Here is a 25,798-nt window from a genome sequence, read left to right as displayed (position 1 = left end):
CTAATTCCTTTCCTTCTTACCAACTACTCTTTGTAACACCTGGGATTTCGCCCTTAGACGCTTTTGTGCGGAAATTGATACGGGTGAGGCCAAAACGACGCATGTATCCACGTGGTCGGCCATCAAGCGCGTCACGGTTTTTCCAGCGAACTGGACTACTGTTGCGTGGAAGCTTCTGGAGACCTTCGAGGTCACCAAGCTCCTTTAGTTCGGCACGTTTTGCTGCGAATTTCGCAATGAGCATTTGACGCTTTTTGTCGCGAGCGATCATAGATTTCTTAGCCATTAGCGCTTGCCCCCTTCCTTCTCGAATGGAATACCAAATTTCTCCAAAAGCGCACGTGAGTGGCTTGGATTATGGTTTTTGATAGAAAATGTTACCTGAAGACCGTGGAGTACCTGTGTTTCCTCGAAGGTAAGCTCTGGAAAAATAGACTGCTCAACGATTCCAAGGTTGTAGTTACCACCTTTGTCAAACTTGGCTTTTACACCATGAAAGTCGCGGACACGAGGCAATGCGACGTTAACGAGACGATCGAGAAATTCGTACATGCGGTGATCGCGGAGCGTCACACTGATACCGACACGGTTCATGCCAGCACGGATCTTGAAACCTGCGATAGATTTCTTAGCCATACGGTCAACTGGTGCCTGGCCGGTAATTTTTGTTAGCGTGTTGCGAACAACTTCGTAGTGACGCTTATCGTCTTTATTTTTACCGATTCCTACGCTTACGACGATTTTCTCTAGCTTTGGCACTTGGTGCGGATTTGCTAGGTTCAATTCGGCTTGGAGTTCTTTGACAAGAGTATCCTTGTATAAAGCTTTCAAGCGAGGAGCGGTCGAGTTAGCTGTTTTAGCCATTACTTGATCTCCTTATTTTTAGCCTGACGCGCCAAACGAATCTTGGCACCGTCGGCATTCTTAACATATCCTACGCGACTTGTTTTGCCGGCTTTTTCGTCAACCACAACCGCAAGCTTATGAAGCGGAGTTGGTACGTGGATGTCCTTTGAACCACCGCGCGGGTTGGCCTGGCTTGGTTTTACGTGGCGGTGTTTTGTACCAACACCTTCAACCAATGCACCTTTACCAGGAAGTACGGCAAGAACCTTACCGGTTGTTCCTTTTTTGCTCCCAGAAATAATCTTTACGACGTCATCTTTTTTAATACGCTGAGCCATATTAGAGTACCTCCGGAGCTAGGCTAATGATCTTGGCGTAGCCAAGGTCACGAAGTTCGCGTGGCACGGGGCCAAATACACGAGTTGCCTTAGGGGTTTTATCTTCGTTGATGATAACTGCGGCATTGTCGTCAAATGCAATCGTACTTCCATCTTTACGCTGGATCTGATCGCGAGTACGTACAACAACTGCTTTTACAACAGATTTCTTCTTAACGTTGCCTGTTGGGTTTGCGTCTTTGACGGTGGCAACAATGATGTCACCAACGCGTGCATAACGACGCTTTGTACCGCCGAGTACTCGGATACAAAGGATTTCCTTTGCACCTGAGTTGTCGGTCACTTTTAGACGAGATTCTTGTTGGATCATTACGCCGCAACCTCGTCTTCTTTAAGTTCGATTGATCCGACAGACTTCTCGAGAACCTTGTCGAGCTTAAAGCTCTTCGTCTTTGAGATTGGACGGGTTTCGATGATCATTACCTTATCGCCGAGGTTTGCCTCGTTGTTCTCGTCGTGAGCGGTGTATTTACGAGAAACGGTGTATTGCTTCTTATAAATAGGATGAGTCTCACGACTAGTTACAGTGACGGTAATGGTTTTGTCGCGTAACGCTGAGGTCACGATACCGGTCAATGTCTTGGCCATATTAGTTACTCTCCTTCTGCTCTAATTCAGCCGCGCGAATTGCGGTGTGAAGACGAGCGATTTCTTTACGGGTGCTGGTAAGAACACGAGGGTTTACCAGTTCACCGGCGGCGTGAGAACGCTTTGCATCAAGAAGATCCTTTTGCTTCGCAGCAAGGTCGGTCTTCAGTTGCTCCACAGTTTTCACTTCAGAAGCGGTTTTGGTTGTCTTTTTCTCAGCCATACTATGCTTCCTCTCGCTTTACAAATTTAGTTTTCACAGGAAGTTTATGACTAGCAAGGCGCATTGCCTCACGAGCTACTTCCTCCGATACACCCTTCATTTCAAACAGGATTGTTCCAGGTTTTACCTTGGCAACAAAGAACTCAGGGTTTCCTTTACCACCACCCATTTTTACATCCTGAGGCTTACGTGTTACAGGAATGTGAGGGAAGATGCGGATCCAGATTTTACCACCACGCTTGATGTAGCGGGTCATCGCCTGACGAGCTGACTCAATTTGGCGTGAGGTTACATCGTTGTTTGCGAGTGATTGGAGACCATAATCACCAAAGGCTACGTAGTGACCGCGAGTCGCAGCACCATCGTTCTTGCCTTTACGAACTTTTCGATACTTAGTTTTCTTTGGTAGTAACATATCGATTAGCTCCTTTCACCCTTGTAAATCCATACCTTCACACCGATAATTCCGGCAGGTGTCTGCGCGCGAGCAGTGTGAAAGTCGATGTCTGCGCGAAGCGTATGAAGTGGCACAGAGCCCTCAATCACCTTTTCGCGGCGAGCCATTTCAGCGTTGTTCAATCGCCCTGCTACCTCGATACGGATACCTTTCGCACCAGCATTGATGGTGTTTTGAGCAGCCATTTTGGTTGCACGGCGGAAGTTAATACGGCGTTCGAGTTGACGAGCGATGTTTTCTGCAACGAGCTTCGCAGCAAGTTCCGGACGCTTTACTTCTTCAATGTTAATACGTACCGGAAGGCTGGAGATTTTTTCGATCTGAGCTTTTAGCTCAGTTACACCAGCACCACCACGACCGATAACCACACCGGCTTTTGCCGTGTGAATCGTAATAGTGGTGAGGTTAGCTGAACGTTCAATTTCAATACGATTGATAGTTGGACGAGACGCAAACTTCTTTTCGATCAGTTCACGAATCTTAATATCTTCCGCGAGCCAACGGGCAAAGTCACGCTTACCAGCGAACCAGCGAGAGTCCCAGTTCTTGTGAACCTGGAGGCGGAAGCTAATTGGGTTTACTTTTTGGCCCATTTATTTTTCCTCCTTAGGGGCAGCTGTTTTAGCAGCTGGCTTCTTCTTAGGCTTTTCGGCGCCTGACACCTCTACGAGGATGTGGCTAGATTTCTTCTGGAATGGAAGCGCACGACCGCGGCTAGCAGGCTTAAAACGGCGAAGACGAGGACCAGTGGTAATACTCAACGTTTTGATTTCGAGCGTTTTACCATCGAGACCATGCGTATTTACCGCATTTGCCTGCGCACTTGCAATCGCCTTTTTAAGAGCGAGTGCGGCGCGCTTTGGCGTGTGCTCAAGGATAACAAGTGCGTCTGCGACACTACGACCACGAACCAAGCCGGCAACAAGAGAAACCTTGCGCGGAGCTTGATCAACACCCTTAATGTAGGCACGGACAGTCTTAACTTCTGCCATTACTTCTTATCCTTTCCACCGTGCTTGCGGAACTTACGAGTTGGGCTAAACTCACCGAGTTTATGACCAACCATGTTTTCCGAGATAAGCACGGGTACGTGAACGCGACCGTTATGAACGGCGATCGTCCGACCTACCATATCTGGCGCGATAGTACTTGCACGCGCCCACGTTTTGATGATAGTGCGATCATCGGCGCTCAAGCCCGCCACTTTTTTAGCAAGCTTGGCGTCAATGAACGGACCTTTTTTGAGTGATCGGCTCATATACTACCTCTTCCTCTTCGCATCGTGGCGACTTTTAACGATTAACCTGCTCGTATTCTTACGACGACGGGTACGGTATCCGAGTGTCAATTGACCCCATGGAGTGCGTGGCGGTTTACCGCTACCATGACGTCCACCGTCACCACCACCGTGTGGGTGGTCTGCGGCGTTCATAACAACGCCACGGACAGTTGGGCGGATGCCTTTACGGCGCTTTCGACCAGCTGAACCTACTTTGATGTTTTGGTGCTGGACGTTACCGACAACGCCAATAGCTGCCGTGGCTTCAAGACGGAATTTACGAACTTCGCCGCTAGGTAAGCGCACTTGGGCGTAATCACCTTCTTTTGCCATGAGCTGTGCTTTTGTACCGGCAGATCGTACCATCTGAGCACCCTTGCCTGGGTTGATCTCAATAGCGTAGATCTGTGTACCAACAGGGATATTTGCAAGTGGAAGACGGTTTGAGCTTTCAATTGGAGCTTCCGCGCCACTTTCGATTTTCTTGCCTTTTACCATACTGGTGTCAGCAAGAACGTAATGGTAAAGACCGTGCTGATCTTTGATTCGAGCGATACGAGCAGAACGGTTAGGATCGTACTCGATCTCTTCGATTGTTGCTTTTATACCAGGTGCAAGTCGGTGGTTAAGCAGACGATAGTGCCGCTTTACACCACCACCACGGTGACGGACGGTAATACGGCCAGTGTTGTTGCGTCCTGCGTTTTGCTTTTTGCTTTTGATCAGACTTTTAAGCGGCTTACGAGTCGTAATTTCGCTTAAATCTTGGCTGGTCATACCACGACGTGCAGGAGTAGTTGGGTTGTAAGCTTGGATTGGCATTACTTCTTCTCCTCACTTTCTGGTTGTTCAAAGACCTGGATACTGTCACCCTTGGCGAGCGTGACGTAAGCCTTCTTAGAATCCTTACGAGCGGTTGTGCCTGGGTAGCGGTTTTTGCCTCGTGAGAAACGAACGGCTTTGCCACTTTGTACCAATGTTTTGATGCCAGTTACTTTTACTTCAAATTGAGACTCTACAGCATCAACGATTTGCTGTTTGTTCGCAGCTAGTGGAACGTTGAATACGTAGACATTATTTTGGCTCTGCGCATACGCTTTTTCAGTTGCGCGTGGAGTAACGTTAATAAGGTTCATATTACGCTTCCTCCTTAGCTAGCCAGTCCGTAATAACAGAGACAGATTTAGTTGAAAGAACGATGTGGTCGGCGTTAAGGATGTGATAGACAGCCAAATATTTAGCGCTAATAAGAAGTACGTTCTGAAGGTTAGCCGTGGCGCGGATCAACTCTGGAGTTTTCTCCTCTACCACCACGAGTACCTTGCGATCAAGCTTATTCTCACTGAGGAATTTCGCGATCTCGGCAGTCTTACCAGTTGTCTTGATATCCTTAACAACGATCTTTTTAGCCTCGTTGGCAAGTGTCAAAGCTTGGCGAAGCGCGACACGCTTGCTCGTCTTTGAAACTTTAAGCGTGTAGTTTTCGTTGCCGCGTGGACCAAACACAACACCACCGCCGCGCCAGATTGGGCTACGGATAGAACCAACACGAGCACGACCAGTACCCTTTTGGTTCCATGGCTTTTTACCACCACCGCTTACTTCGCCGCGCTGCAAGGTAGTTGCGCTAGCAGTACGGTTGTTTGCGAGGTATGCATCATAGGCGAGCTTTAGGAGCTCGTGGTTTGGCACCTCAACACCAAACACTTCTTTCGGCAAAGCAGTTTTAGGAGTTGCCGCTTTTGTAGTAGCTTCAGCCATTATGCTTTTCCTCCGATAACGATGAGACCGCGCTTAGGGCCAGGAACTGCTCCTTTTAAGCCGATAAGGTTTGAGCTAGCGTCGATGTAAGCAACCTGAAGGTTCTTTACAGTCACACGCTCTGCGCCCATACGGCCAGCCATGCGCTTACCCTTGAAGACCTTTTGTGGATACATTGATCCGATAGATCCCGGTTTGCGGACATATCCGTTACCACCGTGGGTGCTCTTGCTTGTATTAAAGTTGTGGCGCTTTACCGTTCCGGCAAAACCTTTACCCTTGCTTGTTCCAGTGGCGTCCACCATGTCGCCTAGTTCAAACTTGGTTACGTCAATCACATCGCCGACCTTCAGGTCTTCTGGTAGTGAATCGACACGAAACTCCCGAATATGCTTCGGAGTCACTTTGGCTGTTTTTGCGTGACCAGCCACGGCCTTGCTCAGGTTCTTACCCTCACCATATGCCACCTGGACTGCGTTGTAGCCGTCGGTTTCGACAGACTTGACCTGAGTCACAGTCACGGGGCCAGCTTGAATAAGCGTGACAGGAACTGCCTCGCCGCTCTCGCTGATGATTTGGGTCATACCAATCTTGGTACCGAGAAGTGCTTTCATTGCCCTCTTGCTCCCACTTAAAATTCTTGGTGGCTGGCAGTATCCTGAAAGAGGACTTACCAATTCACCAAGAACAAGTTGTTATTACGTAATAAAGTTACCTTGTGAGTATAGCACACTTGTTAATAGGGGTCAATACCCTTAGTTCAGTGAGACGCCTCACAATCCGCTAAAAATACTATATCACTACGCCGGCGGGCACGAAATAACAAATAATCGTCACGACGACAAGAATCGCATACCAGATTTTACGATCGGACTGCATTTTTTCAAACTGGCGCACCAAAAGAAGGCCAGCGAGCATCCCGACTGGAATGCCATGAATAGGCATCCCCAGCCACTCAAGTGGTTGTTGAAATTTGAGCCACAGAGTTCCGAGTAGGACGAATGCGATCAACTTTAGAAAATAAGTACCATCCGTTTCAAATACACGGTCAGCCCGGCTCGCCGAAGTTGCTTTGTCGCGAGCTTTTTTCTGTTTTTTGCGAGATGTTTGTTTTGTCATTTCCTATTAGTATACGTAAGTATTTTCACCCTTGCAAGCAACGAATTGAATCGGCATAATGAAACTAAGCGATTTAAATAAGGGACAAACTTATGGCTGTAACTAGAAAAACAACAAAGCGCTCTGGCAAATCTGTAAGCGCAGAAAGAATGCGATCGTTTCGCGTTTATCCGGGTGAAAAGCCATTTTTCACCATTCGTATCAGTCAGCAGACGTTTTATTGGCTCATCATTTGCCTTCTTGTGCTTGGGCTAGGTGTATGGACCATATTCCTTACCGTTAGAGTACAGAACATCTACGACCGGGTTGACGTAACAACCCAGCAGAACAATTCTTAAATAAATCTTTATTACGTCGCGCCAACGTACTGGACGTGCTATTATTTTAAAGGCCTGTTTCCACGACTCTTTCAAGGAGATATTGTGTTTTGGGTTAAGTTGACTCTGGCATTCTCCTGGCTCATCGCCTGCATGTTTCTCGCAGGCGCTGTTGCTCCGACACTGGTGCCCGAGTCGATCCCCGGGGCACTTTTTGTCGTCGCGTCATTCGTCGCTGCGATGGCGCCGCTATACCTGTTAATTCAGGCAACCACTCGTGTACGAAACAAAATCACATCTGCTACTCCCAGCGGTCCCACCCTCATGACCTGGGAGGAGTTTGAAGTGACTCATGAGCAGGAGCTCAAGGAGTTGTCTCGCTTGTGCGAAACTCTCGCCCCGCTCTATCACACCGGCCTTAGCTCATCACCCCGAGCTCGCTGACCGAGAATGGTTGGCCGCGAAATACCCCTTCGCGGCCCAGTTCCTTAGATAAAAAACACCCTGCCGCAAAAGGCAAGGTGTTCCTTTTTATTGTGTGATTACATACGAATTTCTGCATCGACTCCCGCAGGAAGGCTGAGATTTTGCAAGCTATCGATCGTCTTAGGGGTCGCATTTGTAATGTCAATAAGGCGCTTGTGCACACGCATTTCAAACGTTTCACCACCAGTTTTATAAACATGGGGAGACTTAACAACGGTAAAGCGACTGCGGCGTGTTGGAAGTGGTACGGGACCAGCAACACTAGCACCGGTGCGGATAGCTGTGTCAATTATTTGTTTTGCTGATTGGTCGATCACCTTGTGATCATACGCCTTGAGGCGAATACGGATACGAAGACCCGCTTCTTTTGTTTCTGCCATAGAAACTCCTTCGTGTGCAACATCGTAACCTTGAACAGGAGTGAATACCCGACAAGTTCTCAATGTAATTTTAATTATACGTTAGTAATTATATCAGTTATCAACCGTAATGCAAATTATATTGACGTTTTGAGATAAGCATTCTATGATTATGATACCGTACTCGGACGAAAGGATGTGTCAGATGAGCGAACCTCGCTTATCCATGGCGGAACTCGTCGATGCCATCATCGGCACCGTCGAAAAAGAAGCGCCTCGACACCCCGCTGGCAGTCGTTTTGATGTTATCTACGAGATTCCGGAATACATTTCGGACTCAGGCATCGGAATGCTTGTGATGCTTCTCGCCGCTTCACCGCAGCTGGCGAGACTCGGAGTGAGGAGTGTTATTTCGCACAATGAAAAGCACACCTTCGAGCGTCTGAGGTCGTAGTTTACCTCGCTAAAACCTGTCAAGCACCTCGCCACTGAGTGCTCCAGGGCATTCGGCGAGGTGTTTGCTTACTTATAGGTTAAATGTTATAGTACTCTTTAGAGCTATAACTCGAAGAGAGAGGTAAGGTGTTGAATACTCCGCATCTTGATGGTGCCGCATACCAGAACCCTGAACAGGCAGCCAGATACGTACTCCGAAAGTGTGTCGAACTGATCACCGCCCCTTCGAACACACCAGGCGTCAGGCGCGCGGGTGAAGCTATCTACGTGACTATGACTCAGCTTCCTGCAAGCGCACTGGCACAGGGAAGCATCAAGCGTGCCGTGCGCAAAGCGTTTGGCATGAACGGTCAGTCGGCAGCAGGCGCCAACCCACACCCGGCTCACGACATCGTGATCGACGCCCATGACAACCACGTTCGTCTCTATCTCGCTCCGCGATCGTAGCCACCCCGTTTCACACTTTCTAGGGCAGCCCTCGTCTGGCGCCGGAGGGTGTTAAGGCGGGGGTTTTGCTTTTATTGAATACTTTTTATATATTCTTTAATATCCTGAGGAGTAGGTAATGTAGAGTGCAACCGTGCAAGGTAGCCGGCTCGTCGGGGGATAACTTCTCCTTCTTTTTTTCCCGGTTTTACACCGTAGAGAACACTATTGGCAAAGTTGCAACTGACATCACAAAACTTCACGACGTGACCTACGGGATGACGTAAGGCTTGGGTGATTTTCTCAGTATAGCTAGTACCTGTGTAGGTAACCGCCAAAACAGCGTCTACCACCACGTCAGGAAATTCCCGCCGCAAGTCGGCCTCCCCTACTTCCGTGTCTTCTATGACATCATGAAGATAGCATGCAGCCTCAACTATTTCGTCGTAACCCATCCGTCGAGCTAAGTCTGCCACCTGAGTTGGGTGCATGATATAAGGGTCCCCCGTACCATATCGCTGACCTTCGTGGGCATCCGCCGCAAATTTCGCGGCTTTTTCAATGAGATGTGCCATTCTTTTATTATAGTACCAAAAAACCTCCTGTAACGGAGGTCTTTTGGTAAATCCAGGGACTATTATTTAGTGATGCTTGTCACAACACCGGCACCAACGGTACGGCCACCTTCACGAATAGCAAAAGTAAGACCTTGCTCCATAGCAATAGGTGCGAGAAGCTTTACCTTGAAAGTAATTGTATCACCAGGCATAACCATCTCTTTATCAGCTGGAAGTTCAACTTCACCAGTTACATCCGTAGTACGGAAGTAGAACTGTGGTTTGTAACCCTTAGAGAATGGAGTGTGGCGACCACCTTCTTCCTTCTTAAGGATGTAAACTTCAGCTTCAAATTCAGTATGAGGAGTGATTGAACCAGGCTTTGCAACAACTTGGCCGCGCTCAATTTGCTCACGCTCAATACCACGAAGGAGGAGTCCGGCGTTGTCACCAGCTTGACCCTGTGGAAGGTTTTTCTTGAAAGCTTCGATACCAGTTACAACTGATTTTTGAGTAGCCTTGATACCAACGATTTCAACTTCGTCGTTAAGCTTTACGACACCCTGCTCAATACGGCCGGTAGCAACTGTACCACGACCTTTGATTGAGAAAACGTCTTCAATAGGCATAAGGAATGGCTTATCGAGGTCGCGGACAGGTTCGTCGATGTAGTCATCAAGAGCCTTAACGAGTTCCATGATAGCGTCTTCGTTAGCAGCGTCGCCTTCGAGGGCCTTCGTTGCAGAACCCTTGATGATAGGTGCGTTGTCACCGTCGTAACCGTTCTTAGTAAGAAGTTCACGAACATCCATTTCAACGAGCTCAACTAATTCAGGATCAGCGAGATCCATCTTGTTGAGGAAGACAACGATCTTAGGCACACCAACCTGGTGAGCGAGAAGTACGTGCTCACGGGTCTGTGGAAGTGGACCATCATTCGCAGCTACCACGAGGATTGCGCCATCGATCTGAGCCGCACCGGTGATCATGTTTTTAACGTAGTCGGCGTGACCTGGCATGTCGACGTGAGCGTAGTGGCGCTTTTCTGACTCGTATTCCTGGTGAGAAGAAGCGATGGTAATACCACGTGCCTTTTCCTCAGGAGCGTTGTCGATGTCTTCGTAGTTGCGAGGCTTGTTAGTGTCGCTAGGAAGCTTTTTTGCAAGTACGTGAGTAATTGCAGCAGTTAGAGTTGTTTTACCGTGGTCAACGTGGCCCATAGTACCGACGTTAACGTGAGGCTTACTTCGATCGAAATCTGCCATTTTGGATTATTTCTCCTATTAATTATATTTCGCGCACAGTCTAATATAAGACTCCACGACGTATGAAGCTAATTATACAGGTTTTTTATAGGGACGTAAAGAGGTTATCTTAGGAATAGAATGTCATCGCCCCTTACGGTATTTCCACCATGGAGTATGTATCTGTCATTATTCAGGTGGTTATTGACTTATACTCATAAAATGATGTAAATTATATGAGGTTAGATCAACTACTACCTAGCAAGAGGGAGTGTTCGATGTCCTACCCCATCGGTGGAGACTTCCTACCCAACCCGCGTCACGGCAGTGCTCTCGAGTTCGTTGCCGAGAAAATGGGCCTGGGTGTTCAGGCGCTGAAGGACTTCGCCAAGGAGATCAAGGCTGCCAAAACCGCGGAGGCGAGGTGGGCGATCGTCAAGGAGCTCCAGGTCAAGCGCAGGGCGGCCAAGGCCGGCTACATCGGCCTGGTGAAGATCCGGATCAGTCTCGGAGGCTCCGAGGCGACCGTGCTGTTCAACCTCGAGAAGAAGGTGGCCCCAGAGGATTGGCCCGACTGGGAGATCACCCTCCACGGGATCGACGGGATCGAGCGAGCAGACCAGACCCGCGCCTACCAGGTCACTCTGACGCTCGGTGACTTCTACCGTGACGAGGTGAAGGCGACGCGAGTGGCTGAGACCGCCGCCGAGTTGCTCCACCTCACCAAGGGTGACAGCGCCATCGAGTTCGACGGCGACTGACCGGATGCTCACCTCGCTCCAGCTTTTGGAGCGAAGTGAGCATCACCTACTTTATAGTTTTACGTTACACCCTAGCGGTGTTTTTATTTTGGCGTGCAAAGCCCATGAGAAACCATGGGCTTTGCTAAGCGAGCCTCTCTCACGCACCCAAGGCGCGTGCCGCGGCGACCAAAGCTGCGAAGAAAGCCGTGCCGCTGGCTTCAGAGAGTAACACCCCTAGCCACGTGCGTCGTCCATCTTTTCTTCTGGTCGCTGTGAGGTAGAGTTTGCCGTCTTTCATGTAATCCCAGTATAGTTCACTGGAGTCACCGTAAGAGCTGCGAACATCGTTCAGGCTATCGTCCATGCCAGTAATCATCGTTTGCACTGCTCTCGTGGACACCTCCACTGCCAGTGTCTCATCGCCGTGATGAACTTCGACAATCACGCGGCCATCGTGGGGATACACTTTCACGGAGCGCGTCTCGTGTTCCTGGTGGAACTCGAAAGAGCTTGATTCCGCAGCGCCTTCTGTTGACTTGGGCACGAGCTTCCTCCTCCAGCGGGGTACACTTAGCTACAAGAAGCATTAAACCATGTAATTAGCAGACTAGCAAATAGCCCCCCTGCTTGAGGGGAGCTATTTTTGTATCGCATCTTTTTACTTAGCGCGCTTTTCGATGATTTCCTGCGCAACGTTTGGTGGTACTTCTTCGTATTGCGCAAGCTCCATGGTTGAAGCCGCACGACCTTGGCTCATTGAGCGAAGATCTGAAGTATAGCCAAACATACTTGCAAGTGGTACGAAGGCGCGAATCAGCTTTGCACCACCCTGAAGGTCTTCCATAGAGTCAATACGTCCACGGCGAGAGTTAAGGTCACCAATTACGTCGCCCATAAACTCTTCAGCGGTAGTAACTTCTACTTTCATAACAGGTTCAAGAAGCACCGGCTTTGCCTGCTTTACACCTTCACGAGCAGCAAGCGATCCAGCAAGTTTGAAGGCAAGCTCGCTTGAGTCCACATCGTGGTAGCTACCATCATAAAGGGTTGCCTTAACATCCACCACAGGGTAACCGGCAATAACACCACCGTTGAGGGTTTCGAGAACACCTTGCTCAACAGGTTTACGATATTCTTGAGGGACCACACCACCTTTAATTTGGTCAACAAACTCAAAGCCCTTACCTGGCTCGTTTGGTTCAAAGCGGATCCATACATCACCGTACTGACCACGACCACCAGACTGCTTGGCATGCTTACCCTGAACTTCAGATGTTCCTTTGATTGATTCTCGGAACGCAACCTGAGGTTCACCGACATTAGCTTCGACGTTAAACTCACGCTTCATACGATCGATAAGGATGTCGAGGTGAAGCTCGCCCATTCCCGACATGATTGTCTGACCAGTCTCTTCATCGGTGTGAACGCGGAAAGTCGGGTCCTCTTCGGCAAGACGCTGGAGAGCGATACCCATCTTTTCTTGGTCGCTCTTGGTTTTTGGCTCAACCGCGATCGATACAGGCGGCTCAGGAAATGAAATGCTCTCAAGCGTAATTGGGTTTGCGGGGTCAGAAAGAGTGTGACCCGTAAAGGTTCCCTTTAGTCCTACAACAGCCGCGATGTCGCCGGCACCAATCATATCGATGTCTTCACGCTTGTCGGCATGCATACGAACGATACGGCCAACACGCTCTTTTTCACCGGTAGTGGTATTAAGAACATAGCTTCCAGCAGTCAATTTACCACTGTAGACACGAACGAAGATCAGCTTACCCACAAATGGGTCGGTTGCAATCTTGAAGGCAAGGCCAGCCAGAGGCTCACTCTCTGCCGGTTTACGCTCAACTTCATCACCAGTCTTAGGGTTAGTGCCCCAAATAGCGTCAACATCGAGTGGGCTTGGGAGGTAATCAACCACAAGATCAAGTACCTTCTCTACAATCACGCCACGGCCATCACCACCAGTTACAAGGAAGAAATCACCGGCAAGCACACGTTTACGCAAAGCTGCTTTAAGCTCATCAACCGTAATAGACTCCTCGCCCTTATCCAGGAAACGCTCAAAGAGTTCATCATCAGCCTCAACAGCAGCTTCAACAAGTAGACTGCGTGCGTTCTTGGCTTTTTCAAGCATGTCAGCAGGAATTTCGCCTGGAACAAGCGCCTTATCGGTGTAATCTTTGTACGTGTAGGCCTTCATATCAACAAGGTCGACAACCCCGTTGATATCTTTTTCAAACCCGATAGGAAGATGGATTGGTAGCGCGTGCTTTGAAAGACGCTTGTGAATAGAATCGAGAGACTTGTAGAAGTCGCCACCTGTTTGGTTGATCTTGTTGATGAAACAAATACGTGGCACACCATACTTGTTTGCCTGTCGCCAAACAGTCTCACTCTGAGGCTCGACACCCATCTTACCGTCGAATACAGTCACGGCACCATCAAGTACACGAAGGGAACGCTCAACTTCTGCCGTAAAGTCGATGTGACCAGGGGTGTCGATAATGTTAATTTTGTGCTCACGCCAAAAACACGTAACAGCGGCGGAGGTAATAGTAATGCCTCGCTCTTTTTCCTGCGTCATCCAGTCGGTGGTTGCACTGTCGCCGTTTGCGCCACGAACTTCACCAATTTTGTGGTTGATACCGGTTCGGTACAAAATACCTTCGGTTGTTGTTGTCTTACCCGCGTCAATGTGCGCAATAATACCAATATTGCGAAACTGCTGAAGCGGGACGTTTTTTTGTGCCATGGGGTTAAAATTTCCTTTTCTTAATATTTTTTGCCATAAAAAATAGCGCTTACCGCTTAGTATACCAGATATTCGCCTTCTGCACCAGAGGTGACTATAGACGAATCAAACCATCTGTAGCCGCCGCGCCACGATAGGAATATGCTGTACTGCCAACTTCCCCAGGCGACGGTTGGCCGTCAGCATTTCATCGATACTCTGCGCTTCAACCTCCTCTAGCTTCAGCAGCTGGAACTCAAGAGGCACTTCGCGTGCATTTTCTATATATACGGTATAGGCATCCAGTTCTTCTTCAAGCCGGCTCCATAGCTTTACCTCTGGTATACCTGGCGTCCGTGTCAATCGTGCGGCAAGGCGCGCCGTAGCGGCTAAATCCCGGACGGTTTTATGAGCCTCAACAGTGTGGCGCATCACTTCCAGACTTGGCAAAGGCGGTTCGTGAGTTATTTTGTGTCCCCAGTTATGAAATAACCTGGGCAAGAATGCTTTTCGCCACGCAGTCTCCCGAAATTCAACGGCAACCGGATCCTCGTAATGCATGTAGGCAGTAGCGGGCCATTGAAGGTGATGGACATCATTAAAAGGAGATTCCCATCGATATTCTGCCGCTACCGTACTCTTTACAAGTTCAACAAAACCATCCAAATCAACCCGTCCAAATGCATCGAGCGGAGTTTCTCGTTTTTCATCACGAGCCTCATCCCATAAACGCATGTCAAGAGGCGGTAATCCTATATAACTTTCTCTCGATCCGTTAACATTCACGAAACTCTCATGACCTATCCGTTATAGTTGTTATGGTTATAGCATATTGAATAGCAAAACACAAACATCCGCTCTATTGATTAATTTAATTAAAATGATATAGTTTAGTCATGATGTTTCGTGATGGTGTGTTTACACCCCCAAATTGCCCTTCGGCGGACACGGGAATGATTCCGGATCTGCGTATCGAACGGTTTGTCCTTCATGTAGGAAACTGCACGAGTGATAGAGATGGTGTTTGCACAGAAACGGAGCTCTTCGCCTATTTCGGCGAACCGGATGAGTGCGGAGAGTTTCCGAATTCAGTTGTGTCGAGTTCCCTCGTCCTACCCATCGACTCCGATCTGGCAAAAAAGATACGACAGATCACCGAAACAACCAAGAAAGGTATGGAAGCGAGAGAAGCTACGTATAGCGCTCGTATTGCCAAAATCCGAGACATGCTTTGCGACCGCGTTGCACGATGCCACGGAATCGTCGATGGCGAATGCTGGGCGCTTGGCAAAGCCGGCATCAGGAAGGTAATCGAAGAAGCCTAAAGCAACCTAAGTGGTCCGACCATAAGGCCATAACCCGCGTCACCAAAAGCATATTGAATGCCCGAGGTCGCGGGTATTCAATAGACAAATCAACCAAGACACCAATGCCTGAGATTATCCGCACAAACCCTTACGGGAATGAAGCCATCCATGCGCTCGAGAAAAAGCGCCGTGAAACTATTGGAGATTATTCTTACGATAGGTTTGCCAAGGCCGAACGCCAACAAATGAATGTGCAAGACGAAGTAAGCGCATACATTGACACCTGGGATAGCGATCAATTACAAAATATCGAGCTTCTTCATAGTGATATGGATATGGAGCCGCTCTCCAGAGCAGTATCGGCGTATGTTATTATTCCTGTCGCAGCGGCTCAAGAAACACATCTGTTCCGAAGGACCCTTGAGCAATATGCAACTCAAGATACCGATCCATCTACATGGTCACTTATGCTTTATTTGAACCACGTCGCACCCACGACACCCGAGGAAGATCGTAACATAAGAGCGATCCAACGCGTCATTGATGAATTCAAAACCGCCCACCCCGCCCTTTCCGTGCGCGTGGCCCACAAAACGTACGAGGATCAGGCGCCGCCCATCGGTGGCATTAGGGGCGAAGCTTGGGACCTTGCCCTCTATGACATTATGAAGAGCGACATCGATAATGACGATCTTATCGGTATCACTCACGATGCGGATGCGGCATTCATTTCACCAAACTATATTTCAGAGATGCAAAAAGCAGCCGTTAGTGTACCTTTGGCGGACATATTCACGGGCTACCTCCACTGGCACAAAGACGGTGACACCAACTCCGACGCAAACCGCGTGTTAGCATACTGGACATACACAAGCAACCTTCGCAGACAAACGCAAGATGTTTCCTTTGTCCATACAGGGCCAGATAGTAACGCGGGCATCCGTATTGCAACATATGCGGCCATGCGTGGCTATAACAAACTTGCAAAGATGGCCGAAATCCATGAGCTTCAAGAGCGGATTGCTATTGCAAGAAGGTTGCCATATAAAGATCTGAGCCATTTTCACTACATTGAAACCATACGACTTTCTACTGATTCTCGCCGACTTTACGAAACGCTTGCAAGAGGCTTTCCGCCTGACTATGCCTGGACCTCTCTACCCTTTTCTACTGGCCGCGACCCAATCCGCAATGCTGACAACCATGTGCTTGCCAATATTCCTATACCTCCTCAAAAAATGCTTGAGTACTTGGTAGCTATCGACAACCTTCATCTCTTAAAACTAGAAGATAGGGAGTGGTTTCGGCGCGTTGGCCGGACCGCGCTTCGCCTCCCTCTAGAGGGAATGTTCTTGCCAACGCAAAATCGCCCCTAGGGAGGCGATTTTTACTTGGTAGTTCCGCAAATTACCCGCGGGCAAAGTGAGCGAATGCTCGGTTGGCTTCTGCCATCTTGTGTGTGTCTTCTTTCTTCTTGAAAGCTGCACCGGCTTCGTTGTGCGCATCTACGATTTCAAGTGCAAGACGCTGCGCGTATGGCATACCCGAGCGCGCACGAGCAGCTTGGACAAGCCAGGTAAACGCATAGTGATGCTGACGATGGCCCTGTACTGGGAATGGAATCTGGTAGTTGGCACCACCGACGCGACGAGATTTAACCTCGAAGTTTGGCGATACATTCTTTAGAGCCTTCTCAAATACTTCAAGAGGATCTTCACTATTAAGCTTCTTCGCAGCCTGTTCTAATGCGCTGTATACGGCGCGTTCGGCCACAAGCTTTTTGCCGTCAAGCATTGACTTATTAATAAGGCGCTGTACAAGAACACTCTGGTACTTGCGATCAGGCTTTAGCGTTCGCTGAAGTTTTTTGGTTACTTTACGAGGCATTACTTTTTATCCTCCTTTTTAGCACCGTATTTAGAACGGCCCTGTTGGCGCTTTGCAACACCCTGAAGGTCAAGTGCTCCACGGACAATGTGGTAACGCACACCCGGAAGGTCTGGCACACGACCACCACGAACAAGCACAACAGCGTGTTCCTGGAGGTTGTGGCCTTCACCACCGATATAAGCCCATACTTCGTGGCCGTTGGTAAGACGAACACGCGCTACTTTACGAAGCGCTGAGTTTGGCTTCTTTGGAGTTTTGGTAGTTACCTTAATACAAACACCTCGCTTGAGGGGTGCGTCTTGGTCGTAGTAACGAGTCTTAAGCGCATTATGAATGCGACCTAGGGCTGGAGACTTAGACTTCTTTGTCGCAATCTGGCGGGGCTTTCGCACCAATTGGTTGATTGTTGGCATGAAATATCCTTCTTTAACGTAGTAATATAATGAGGTAGATGACCTCTGTTTTTGTGAATGGAGAGTCAGCATCTCTCTATTCACGATCAAGCTCTTCCGGCTATCGTCTGACGCGTACACACTCAAGTCGTCATCTGATCCCAGAAAAGAGGAAACTCACCTAGTATAATACCAGATGAGTCATGTTTTTTCAATAGAGTAGTATTCGTGGAGGCGGGCAAGGAAGTGCCTCGCCTCCACGAAAGCACAGCTCAGGCGGTAGCCAAGTTGGACCGGAGGTTGCTCTGAACAACCCCCGCCAGTCTGCCGCCGAGTTCACCGTACCCGTTGTCGATGAGGGCGCGGATCGTCCTGAAGCTTTGGTTGGCCTCCACGCCAGCCTGCACTTCAGGAACCTCCGAAGCTGCCGTCTGGAACTGAAGCCACAAGTCATTGGGCAGTTCCTGGACCAGTTCGGCCATGTGACGCCGCCTGTTGGTCGGACTGACATGGGTCTTCTGCGTGTCGGTCATTGTCTTCACTCCAAGCACATCGAGGGTTAAGCTAACAGTGCTAAATATACATTATATACTCATAGTTACGCGACGTCAATCTTTTTGAAAGCAAAGAATACCCCGTCAATTTGACGGGGTATTTCTTATTTTTACTTACCTAGGCGGCAAGTTCGAGGTCTTCGGCAATCTCGTTTGCAAGATCACCTTCGTCCTCTTCGAGATCACGAGCACCGGTTCCAACAGGAATCTTGCGTCCGATGATAACGTTTTCCTTCAAGCCGTTGAGGCGGTCGGCACGACCACTGGTTGCGGCGTTGATAAGCACACGAGTCGTATCCTGGAAGGATGCGGCCGATAGCCAGCTGTCGCTCCAGATAGAGACCTTGGTAATACCAAGAAGCAACTGAGTGTACTGTGCAGGGTTCTTGCCTTCCGCTGCTAGACGTGTATTTGCCTCAATGACCGCAGCCTTAGAGACGATATCACCCATAACGAATGCGCTATCACCCGGATCTTCAACCTGAACGCGGCTGAACATCTGGCGTACGATGATCTCAAGGTGTTTGTCGGCAACATCTTGACCTTGTGCGGCATAGATACGGAGCACTTCGTTGATGATATATCGCTGCGTCGCTTCTGTACCCTTAAGTCGCATGAGATCGTGAAGGTTAAGTGAACCAATCGTGAGGCGGTCACCCGCTTCAACCATATCGCCTGCCTTGACAACAAGCTGTGTCGAGCCAGGAACTTCGTAACGAACGGGTGCGCCCGCGTTTGCCGCAAGAACAAGCGTGTCTTCAGCGAGCTCTACCACACCATCGAATGGAGCAACGATCGGACGAGCTTCACCTTCTGTCGTAGCAAGAACGTCTCCCGCCTTGACATCACTGCCAGCCTTTACGATAACCGTTCGACCTTCGAGAGCAATACGCTCAACATGACCAGCTTCAGGCGTTACCTGGATAACGTACTTGCGTCCATCTTCCCAAAGGTCAACCATACCGGCAACTTCAGTAATGTAGGCCTGTCCCTTTGGTGTACGAGCCTCGAAGAGTTCTTCAACACGAGGAAGACCTTGGGTAATGTCGCCACCAGCCACACCACCGGCGTGGAAAGTACGGAGAGTCAGCTGCGTACCAGGCTCACCCACAGACTGAGCGGCAATCACACCAACCGGTTGCGCACTTGCGACTATTTTACCGGTTGCCATGTCGATACCATAACTCTTTTGTGGAATACCACGGAGGTTGTTGGTTGAAAGAACACTTTGGATCTTCACGCTCTTAACTTCCTGGTCGGCTTCGATCTCATCAGCGATTTCACGCGTAATGAGCTCATCCTTGTTAACATGACCCGCAACATCTTCAGCGGCGAATCGTCCGTAAAGACGGTTGCCGAACTCGATCATTGTTGAAGCGGTTTCGTCACGGTAAATTGCAAAGCCTTGGTCTTCGCCTTCATCGTCTACAACGGTAAATACATCCTGGCTCACATCAACAAGACGACGAGTCAGGTAACCTGAGTCGGCAGTCTTGAGGGCGGTGTCAATAAGACCCTTACGCGCACCTCGGGTAGCCACAAATGATTCAAGCGATGAAAGACCATTCTTGTAGCTGCTTCGGATTGGCAGCTCAATTTCGCGGTTGGTTGCGTCCACCATAATACCGATCATGGCACTTGCAAGCTTCACGTTTGAAATATCACCACGAGCACCAGAGTTAACCATCACAGAAATACTGGTATCCATATCTTTGAGCTTACTCTGAAGGAATTCGGTTACCTGACGGTCAACGTTTCGCCATGCGGCAACGGTAAGGTTGTAACGCTCCTCTTCGGTAATGAGACCTTGGTCAAATTGCTCGGAGATAAGAGTGGTTTTAGCATCACCTTCTGCGACGAACTCGCTGATTTCTTCAAAGTGAAGATAATCTTCCTTACCGGTGGATACAGCGGCAACAGTCGCGAATCGGAACGCAAGGCCTTTCATGCGGTCGGCAGTCTTGGCAGTTTCTTCAGCACCATAGGTATTAAAGATCTTTGCAAGAACCTTCTTGAGTTGCTTTTTTGTTTGAACATTGTTGTCGTAAGCGAAGTCACTAGGAAGGATTTCATTGAAGAAAACACGACCCAGCGTTGTTTCACGAAGTTCACCCTTGTGCACAACCCTGATAGGCGTCTGGAGCTGGATAACTCCTTGGTCGTAAGCCATTTCAGCCTCAAAGACAGAACCGAATGCGCGGCGTGTGTCAGTCTGAGCACTTGGCTTTTCGTACGTAAGGTAGTAGTTACCCAGTACAACGTCCTGACCAATGTTCAGTACTGGCGCACCATCGGCAGGCTTCAGAAGGTTGTTGGTTGCACTCATGAGATCACGAGCTTCAGCCTGAGCAGCTTTTGACAGCGGAAGGTGGACAGCCATCTGGTCACCGTCGTAGTCGGCATTGAAACCGTTTGCCACAAGTGGATGAAGTTGGATTGCCTTACCTTCGACAAGCTTGGGCTGGAACGCCTGGATTGAAAGACGGTGAAGTGACGGTGCACGGTTCAAGAGAACGTACTTACCTTCGATCACCGCATCAAGCGCATCCCACACAACAGCATCACCAGATTCGATCAGGCGAGTTGCCGAGCGAATGTTGTGGGCGTGTTCATTACGAATAAGCCAGCTGATAACGAACGGCTTGAAGAGCTCGAGTGCCATTTGTTTTGGAATACCACATTGGTTGATCTTGAGCTTAGGACCAACAACAATAACCGAACGTCCAGAGTAGTCCACACGCTTACCAAGAAGGTTTTGGCGGAAACGACCCTGCTTACCTTTTAGCATATCGCTAATACTCTTTAAGCGGCGGCGGCCACCAGTTGCGGATACAGCACGGCCACCACGAGCAGCGCTGTTGTCGACAAGCGCATCAACTGCTTCTTGAAGCATACGCATCTCGTTACGGCGGATCACTTCAGGAGCGTTAAGCTCGATAAGCTTCTTAAGACGGTTATTACGATTGATAACCCGACGATAGAGGTCGTTAAGGTCACTGGTAGCAAAACGGCCACCGGTGAGTTGCACCATCGGACGAAGATCCGGAGGAATAACAGGAAGCACAGTAAGACAAAGGCTGTTCGGCTTAATGCCGGCAGCTTGCATACCCTCAAGCACCTTAAGGCGCTTAAGAAGCTTCTTCTCGCGCTGGCCCTTGGCACCTTCGACTTCTTCAGTGAGTTCGGCAATAAGTTTCGGCAGGTCAATTTCGTCGAGCAAGGCCTTCAGCGCCGTACCACCCATACCAACAGTAATGAGTTCTTCATACTCTTCGGGAAGGTTACGGTAGTCACTCTCTGTAATCAGTGCACCTTTTACAAGGCTATCAAGCTGGGCTTTCTTTACTGTGTAGCTATCATTCAATTCTTCAACTTCGCGAGATTGCTGCTCGGCAAGTGCTTTCACATCAGCACCTTCACCCTCGGCTTCGCGCTCATAGCGAATTTTGATAGCGGCTCGGCCAGCTTCGGTTTCGGCTTCAAGATCAGCTAGATACTGGTCTCGTTTTGCTTCATCAACACTGAGCACAACGTAGGTTGCAAAGTAGGCGATGCGTTCGAGGTTACGAACAGTAATACCAAGCAACAAGCTCATTGCACTTGGGGTACCGCGCATAAACCAAATATGCGCAACAGGAGCAGCAAGTTGAATGTGGCCCATGCGCTCACGGCGGACGATACTTTTAGTAACAAGTTCGCCGTTCTTATCAACAGCAGCTTCGCGTGATCGAACGCCCTTCAGCTTGCTGTCATGCGGGTTAATATCTCGGACTGGTCCGAAGATACGCTCACAGAACAAACCGTCGCGTTCTGGTTTTTGAGTACGATAGTTAATCGTCTCTGGTTTGGTAACTTCACCGTAGCTCCACTTCAGAATATCATCTGAACTTGCTACAGCGAGGCGGACTGCGTCGAAGTCGGCAATCCCGTTAGTAGACACAACACGCGACATATTACGCCTCCTCCTTAATTTCATCTATTTCATCAATATCCTGGATACTCATCCCATCTTCGTCGCCGATCTCACCAATTTGATCAGACTCATCAAGAACAGATTGAACTTCGTCGTCGCTGGCAGCAGGAACGCTCTTATCGGCCGGACCCGCACTTGCAATAACTTGCTCGGCATCAACTACCGCATCTTCAGATTCATCGAGGAGGTCCACACGAAGGCCAAGTCCTTGAAGTTCTTTCACAAGCACGTTGAATGACTCAGGGAGCTTTGGACCAACGATAACTTCGTCCTTAATGATTGACTCATACGCTTTTGCACGACCATAGACGTCATCAGACTTAATAGTAAGCATTTCCTGAAGAGTTGTTGCGGCACCGTATGCTTCAAGTGCCCATACCTCCATCTCACCAAATCGCTGACCACCGTTTTGCGCCTTACCACCAAGCGGCTGCTGAGTCACCATTGTGTATGGACCGATGCTTCGGGCATGGATCTTATCGCTTACCATGTGGTGAAGTTTAATCATGTGCATGACACCGACAGTGGTACGCTCTTCAAATGGATCACCAGTGCGACCATCAAAGAGCTGGCTCTTACCATCAGCGGCGTAACCGGCTTTTTCAAGCTCTGCCGAGATGATGTCGTTTGGCACTCCGTTAAATGGAGGAGTCGCTACCTTGTAGCCAAGTGCACGAGCAGCCATACCAAGGTGGGTCTCAAACAGCTGACCGATATTCATACGAGAAGGCACACCGAGTGGGTTCAAGACCACATCAACAGGAGTACCATCTTCCATGAATGGCATGTCTTCAACTGGCAGAATTCGTGCAACCACACCCTTGTTACCGTGGCGTCCGGCAAGCTTATCTCCAACAGAGATCTTACGGAACTGCGCAACGTAGATCTGAATCTGCATTAATACGCCAGCTTTCAGCTCGTGACCATTTTCACGGGAGAAGATCTTCACGCCAACAACTTTACCGCTACCGGCGTTGTTCATACGCTGAGACGTGTCGCGAACATCCTTAGCCTTTTCGCCAAAGATAGCGCGAAGGAGCCGCTCTTCAGAGCTGAGTTCCTGCTCACCCTTAGGAGTAATTTTACCAACAAGTACGTCGCCGGCTTTTACTTCGCTACCAACTTGGACGATACCGTCTTCGTTGAGGTGGCGGAGACTTTCTTCACTTACATTTGGAATATCGCGGGTAACGATTTCTGGGCCAAGCTTTGTTTCACGAACCTCAACAGTGTAGTCCTTGATGTTGATACTCGTCAGTTCATCATCTTGAACGAGACGGCGTGAAAGCACGATCGCATCGTCCATGTTGTAACCGCCCCATGGCATAAAGGCCACAAGAAGGTCGCGACCAAGTGCGAGTTCGCCATCCGCAATAGAAGCGCCTTCGATAAGGATATCGCCCTTCTTTACCTTGGCACCGCGAAATACGCGGGTTTTCTGGTTGATTGAGCGGTCATCGTTAGACTTTGCAAAGTGGATTAGCTCGTATTTTTTCGTGCCATCTTTGTATTTCACTTCAACGATGTCACTATCTGCACGAACAACTTCACCATCACCCTCAGCAAGGATAAGCTGGCTTGAGTTACGGGCAATATCCGCCTCGATACCTGTACCTACAATTGGAGCACGTGGATCAAGGAGCGGGACTGCTTGTTTCTGCATGTTTGAACCGGTAAGCGATCGGTCCACACGGTTTTTCTCAATGAAGGGCACGAGTGATGCGGTCGAACCAAGGATTTGCTTATGAGCACCGTCCATGTACGTGACCTCTGTGGCGTCTACTTGCTCTGGTTTGTAATATTTACGGGCACTAACACGCTCGTCGGTAAAGGTACCATCATCGTTAAGGGCCGCTCCGGCATCAGCGATCACCTCAGTAAGTTCCTGAGAAGCGTCGAGGTAGATAACCTCATCTGTTACTTTGCCGTCTTTTACTTTAAGATACGGAGTTTCAATAAAGCCGTATTCGTTTACACGAGCGTATGTTGCAAGGTTAAGCACCAAACCGATGCTGGCACCTTCTGGAGTTTCTACAGAACAAAGACGGCCGTAGTGAGTTGGATGAGCATCACGAACGTCGAACCCTGCGCGCTCACGAGAGAGACCGCCGGGGCCTGTTGAGGTAAGACGGCGCTTGTGAGAGAGTTCTGAAAGCGGGTTCACTTCGTCCATCAGTTGTGATAGTTGTGAACTTGCAAAGAATTCGCGAACGGCCGCAACGACAGGACGAGCATTGATAAGCTGACCTGGGGTCACAGACTCGATATCGCTCATACTCATGCGATCCATGGCGTTACGCTGCATACGAAGCATGCCAACGCGGAACTGACGAGAGATAAGCTCGCCAACCAGCTTCACGCGGCGGTTGGAGAGTGCATCGATATCATCTGGCATTTCCTGAGTATTATTGAGGCGGATGATTTCACGGATGATGGCGATAAGATCGCTCATTTGGAACACGCGATTTTCGCTCGTGTTTGGCACTTCAAGACCAAGGCGCTGGTTGAGCTTGTAACGACCGACACGAGAATAGTCAAAACGCTTGAAATCAAAGAACATGCGCTCAATCATGCCACGAGCGTTGTCAACAGTAGCAAGATCACCTGGACGAAGGCGACGGTACACTTCAATCAAAGCTTCGTTTGAACCACGCGCTGGGTCTTTTTCGAGTGTTGCATCAATATACTTTATTTCGCCTGTGTCGACGTCTTCAAAGAGGCTCTTAATTTCACTTGTCTTAGGGTGACCTAGCGCTCGGAGCAATGTTGTTACAGGCAGCTTACGGCGACGATCAATTTTCACATAGATGGTTCCGTTTGACGCGGTTTCAAATTCAAGCCACGCACCACGACCTGGAATAAGCTTAGCACCGTAATTATTGCGGCTGCTTGATACATCAGCAGTAAAGAAAACGCCGGCAGATCGAATAAGCTGAGACACGACGACGCGTTCGGTACCGTTAATGACGAAAGTTCCACGGTCGGTCATCCATGGGTAATCACCTAAATAGATTTCTTGCTCTTTTACTTCACCAGTTACCTTGTTGGTAAGTTCGACGGTAGCGTGTAGCGGAGCATCGAAGGTGATGTTATTTTCTTTAGCGAAGACTTCGGAGTTTTTAGGATCTTGGAATTCGTACTTCTTAAAACGAAGTTCGAGTTTCTGACCAGTATAGTCCTCGATTGGGTTAAGTTCTGTAAAAATTTCGCTCAAACCAGTCTCGACGAATTCACGCCAAGAATCTTTTTGGTGAGCGATGAGATTTGGTAGCTGAAGCGTGTCGTCCTTCGTAAAAAAGACCCGCTTACCAGCAATGGGCTTTGCTTTTGCCACTTGTGTTTGCTCCTCGCATACTTATTTTAGTGATAGAATCGGCGCCGAAGATTCTTCTACTGTGATTCCCTTGCTTTCACCTGCCAACCATGAAAGAGGGCGCGTAAAATCACAGCTACACTACTTCTTGGTACTTATTGTGAGCTTTTATTGGCAAATAGTCAAGGGTATTTATAATCAAATTGAGCCATTAGTCCCGCGCAGGACGAATATGGACCTGTGTTTGATAACCAGGGATTTCCTCAAGGGGGCTTCCCACCTGCCCTGTAGGCTTAAAGTCTCGTTTTTTGACTAAAAATTCCGTAAGCGGATCTGATTCGTGCAACCCAATACGCACCTCGCGACCGGAATTACGCAT

33 protein-coding genes are annotated in these 25,798 nt (G+C 49.1%); 7 read left to right on the top strand and 26 right to left on the bottom strand.

The annotated features are described in order from the left end of the window. Nucleotides 1–16 precede the first annotated feature (16 nt). The 15 genes from rpsN to VFH06_03815 form a co-directional block, all read right to left on the bottom strand. A complete protein-coding gene (gene rpsN, locus VFH06_03885; GenBank protein HET6747220.1) occupies nt 17–286 on the bottom strand; it encodes a 30S ribosomal protein S14 in 270 nt (89 codons plus the stop codon). Beyond that, complete coding sequence (gene rplE, locus VFH06_03880) at nt 286–864, bottom strand: 50S ribosomal protein L5 (GenBank protein HET6747219.1); 579 nt, start codon at nt 862–864, stop codon at nt 286–288. Before rplE ends, rpsN begins: the two co-directional genes overlap by 1 nt. Next, nucleotides 864–1,184 (bottom strand): 50S ribosomal protein L24, encoded by a 321-nt coding sequence (gene rplX, locus VFH06_03875; GenBank protein HET6747218.1) that lies wholly within the window; start codon nt 1,182–1,184, stop codon nt 864–866. Before rplX ends, rplE begins: the two co-directional genes overlap by 1 nt. 1 nt (nt 1,185) lies before the next feature. Next, a complete protein-coding gene (rplN, locus tag VFH06_03870; GenBank protein ID HET6747217.1) occupies nt 1,186–1,554 on the bottom strand; it encodes a 50S ribosomal protein L14 in 369 nt (122 codons plus the stop codon). Continuing rightward, nucleotides 1,554–1,832 (bottom strand): 30S ribosomal protein S17, encoded by a 279-nt coding sequence (gene rpsQ / locus VFH06_03865; protein HET6747216.1) that lies wholly within the window; start codon nt 1,830–1,832, stop codon nt 1,554–1,556. The genes rplN and rpsQ overlap by 1 nt, the downstream gene beginning before the upstream one ends. Nucleotide 1,833: 1 nt before the next feature. Next, nucleotides 1,834–2,055 (bottom strand): 50S ribosomal protein L29, encoded by a 222-nt coding sequence (rpmC, locus tag VFH06_03860; protein HET6747215.1) that lies wholly within the window; start codon nt 2,053–2,055, stop codon nt 1,834–1,836. A gap of 1 nt (nt 2,056) precedes the next feature. Beyond that, complete coding sequence (gene rplP / locus VFH06_03855; protein ID HET6747214.1) at nt 2,057–2,470, bottom strand: 50S ribosomal protein L16; 414 nt, start codon at nt 2,468–2,470, stop codon at nt 2,057–2,059. Nucleotides 2,471–2,475: 5 nt separating this feature from the next. Next, on the bottom strand, nt 2,476–3,105 hold the full coding sequence (gene rpsC, locus VFH06_03850) for a 30S ribosomal protein S3 (protein HET6747213.1): 630 nt from the start codon (nt 3,103–3,105) through the stop codon (nt 2,476–2,478). Then, nucleotides 3,106–3,504: a 50S ribosomal protein L22 gene (gene rplV / locus VFH06_03845; GenBank protein HET6747212.1), complete on the bottom strand. Its 399-nt coding sequence runs from the start codon at nt 3,502–3,504 to the stop codon at nt 3,106–3,108. It abuts the gene before it with no gap. Further along, the gene (rpsS, locus tag VFH06_03840) at nt 3,504–3,770 is read right to left on the bottom strand and encodes a 30S ribosomal protein S19 (GenBank protein HET6747211.1); all 267 of its coding nucleotides are present in this window, start codon (nt 3,768–3,770) and stop codon (nt 3,504–3,506) included. The genes rplV and rpsS overlap by 1 nt, the downstream gene beginning before the upstream one ends. 3 nt (nt 3,771–3,773) lie before the next feature. Next, entirely contained in the window at nt 3,774–4,613 is an 840-nt protein-coding gene (gene rplB, locus VFH06_03835; protein ID HET6747210.1) for a 50S ribosomal protein L2, read from the bottom strand. Beyond that, the gene (locus tag VFH06_03830; protein ID HET6747209.1) at nt 4,613–4,927 is read right to left on the bottom strand and encodes a 50S ribosomal protein L23; all 315 of its coding nucleotides are present in this window, start codon (nt 4,925–4,927) and stop codon (nt 4,613–4,615) included. The genes rplB and VFH06_03830 overlap by 1 nt, the downstream gene beginning before the upstream one ends. Before the next feature lies 1 nt (nt 4,928). After that, a complete protein-coding gene (gene rplD / locus VFH06_03825) occupies nt 4,929–5,552 on the bottom strand; it encodes a 50S ribosomal protein L4 (GenBank protein ID HET6747208.1) in 624 nt (207 codons plus the stop codon). After that, nucleotides 5,552–6,166, bottom strand: coding sequence for a 50S ribosomal protein L3 (gene rplC / locus VFH06_03820; GenBank protein ID HET6747207.1), 615 nt, complete (start codon nt 6,164–6,166; stop codon nt 5,552–5,554). Before rplC ends, rplD begins: the two co-directional genes overlap by 1 nt. Before the next feature lie 178 nt (nt 6,167–6,344). Beyond that, entirely contained in the window at nt 6,345–6,671 is a 327-nt protein-coding gene (locus VFH06_03815; protein HET6747206.1) for a hypothetical protein, read from the bottom strand. A gap of 92 nt (nt 6,672–6,763) precedes the next feature. Here VFH06_03815 and VFH06_03810 point away from each other — a divergent pair, with 92 nt between their 5' ends. Together VFH06_03810 and VFH06_03805 are read left to right on the top strand one after the other, a co-directional pair. Next, the gene (locus tag VFH06_03810; protein HET6747205.1) at nt 6,764–7,009 is read left to right on the top strand and encodes a hypothetical protein; all 246 of its coding nucleotides are present in this window, start codon (nt 6,764–6,766) and stop codon (nt 7,007–7,009) included. Between the two features lie 84 nt (nt 7,010–7,093). Continuing rightward, the gene (locus tag VFH06_03805) at nt 7,094–7,432 is read left to right on the top strand and encodes a hypothetical protein (protein ID HET6747204.1); all 339 of its coding nucleotides are present in this window, start codon (nt 7,094–7,096) and stop codon (nt 7,430–7,432) included. 98 nt (nt 7,433–7,530) lie between these two features. Here VFH06_03805 and rpsJ read toward each other — a convergent pair whose 3' ends face one another. Further along, complete coding sequence (gene rpsJ / locus VFH06_03800; GenBank protein ID HET6747203.1) at nt 7,531–7,854, bottom strand: 30S ribosomal protein S10; 324 nt, start codon at nt 7,852–7,854, stop codon at nt 7,531–7,533. A 184-nt stretch (nt 7,855–8,038) separates the two neighbouring features. On the opposite strand from rpsJ, the gene VFH06_03795 reads away from it, so the two are divergent. Beyond that, nucleotides 8,039–8,287, top strand: a complete 249-nt coding sequence (locus VFH06_03795; protein HET6747202.1) for a hypothetical protein — start codon at nt 8,039–8,041, stop codon at nt 8,285–8,287. A gap of 131 nt (nt 8,288–8,418) precedes the next feature. Next, nucleotides 8,419–8,736: a hypothetical protein gene (locus VFH06_03790; protein HET6747201.1), complete on the top strand. Its 318-nt coding sequence runs from the start codon at nt 8,419–8,421 to the stop codon at nt 8,734–8,736. Nucleotides 8,737–8,807: 71 nt separating this feature from the next. Here VFH06_03790 and VFH06_03785 read toward each other — a convergent pair whose 3' ends face one another. Beyond that, nucleotides 8,808–9,290 carry an HD domain-containing protein gene (locus VFH06_03785; GenBank protein HET6747200.1) on the bottom strand — a complete coding sequence of 161 codons (483 nt, stop codon included), beginning with the start codon at nt 9,288–9,290 and terminating at the stop codon, nt 8,808–8,810. Between the two features lie 62 nt (nt 9,291–9,352). Next, nucleotides 9,353–10,537 (bottom strand): elongation factor Tu, encoded by a 1,185-nt coding sequence (gene tuf, locus VFH06_03780; protein ID HET6747199.1) that lies wholly within the window; start codon nt 10,535–10,537, stop codon nt 9,353–9,355. 257 nt (nt 10,538–10,794) lie between these two features. Between tuf and VFH06_03775 the strand changes: the two genes are divergently transcribed. Continuing rightward, nucleotides 10,795–11,277: a hypothetical protein gene (locus VFH06_03775; GenBank protein HET6747198.1), complete on the top strand. Its 483-nt coding sequence runs from the start codon at nt 10,795–10,797 to the stop codon at nt 11,275–11,277. Nucleotides 11,278–11,416: 139 nt separating this feature from the next. On the opposite strand, the gene VFH06_03770 is transcribed toward VFH06_03775, so the two are convergent. From VFH06_03770 to VFH06_03760, 3 genes are all read right to left on the bottom strand, one after another. Beyond that, entirely contained in the window at nt 11,417–11,803 is a 387-nt protein-coding gene (locus tag VFH06_03770) for a hypothetical protein (GenBank protein ID HET6747197.1), read from the bottom strand. A gap of 114 nt (nt 11,804–11,917) precedes the next feature. After that, nucleotides 11,918–14,011 carry an elongation factor G gene (gene fusA / locus VFH06_03765; GenBank protein HET6747196.1) on the bottom strand — a complete coding sequence of 698 codons (2,094 nt, stop codon included), beginning with the start codon at nt 14,009–14,011 and terminating at the stop codon, nt 11,918–11,920. Nucleotides 14,012–14,116: 105 nt separating this feature from the next. Next, nucleotides 14,117–14,725, bottom strand: coding sequence for a hypothetical protein (locus VFH06_03760; protein ID HET6747195.1), 609 nt, complete (start codon nt 14,723–14,725; stop codon nt 14,117–14,119). A 161-nt stretch (nt 14,726–14,886) separates the two neighbouring features. Here VFH06_03760 and VFH06_03755 point away from each other — a divergent pair, with 161 nt between their 5' ends. Next, entirely contained in the window at nt 14,887–15,315 is a 429-nt protein-coding gene (locus VFH06_03755) for a hypothetical protein (GenBank protein ID HET6747194.1), read from the top strand. Nucleotides 15,316–15,419: 104 nt separating this feature from the next. Next, a complete protein-coding gene (locus tag VFH06_03750) occupies nt 15,420–16,673 on the top strand; it encodes a hypothetical protein (GenBank protein HET6747193.1) in 1,254 nt (417 codons plus the stop codon). Between the two features lie 31 nt (nt 16,674–16,704). Here VFH06_03750 and rpsG read toward each other — a convergent pair whose 3' ends face one another. The 5 genes from rpsG to VFH06_03725 form a co-directional block, all read right to left on the bottom strand. Next, complete coding sequence (gene rpsG, locus VFH06_03745; protein ID HET6747192.1) at nt 16,705–17,184, bottom strand: 30S ribosomal protein S7; 480 nt, start codon at nt 17,182–17,184, stop codon at nt 16,705–16,707. Beyond that, nucleotides 17,184–17,600, bottom strand: coding sequence for a 30S ribosomal protein S12 (gene rpsL / locus VFH06_03740; protein HET6747191.1), 417 nt, complete (start codon nt 17,598–17,600; stop codon nt 17,184–17,186). The genes rpsG and rpsL overlap by 1 nt, the downstream gene beginning before the upstream one ends. Before the next feature lie 251 nt (nt 17,601–17,851). Beyond that, nucleotides 17,852–18,112, bottom strand: a complete 261-nt coding sequence (locus VFH06_03735) for a hypothetical protein (GenBank protein ID HET6747190.1) — start codon at nt 18,110–18,112, stop codon at nt 17,852–17,854. 139 nt (nt 18,113–18,251) lie between these two features. Beyond that, entirely contained in the window at nt 18,252–22,085 is a 3,834-nt protein-coding gene (gene rpoC / locus VFH06_03730) for a DNA-directed RNA polymerase subunit beta' (GenBank protein ID HET6747189.1), read from the bottom strand. Nucleotide 22,086: 1 nt separating this feature from the next. Further along, nucleotides 22,087–25,440: a DNA-directed RNA polymerase subunit beta gene (locus VFH06_03725; protein ID HET6747188.1), complete on the bottom strand. Its 3,354-nt coding sequence runs from the start codon at nt 25,438–25,440 to the stop codon at nt 22,087–22,089. Nucleotides 25,441–25,798 lie beyond the last annotated feature (358 nt).

This window comes from Candidatus Saccharimonadales bacterium (genome assembly GCA_035697325.1).
In the GTDB taxonomy this organism is placed as follows: Bacteria; Patescibacteriota; Saccharimonadia; order Saccharimonadales; family Saccharimonadaceae; genus JALRBM01.
The sequence above is the reverse complement of the archived record's forward strand: the minus strand, read 5'-3'. Positions and strand labels throughout refer to the sequence as shown.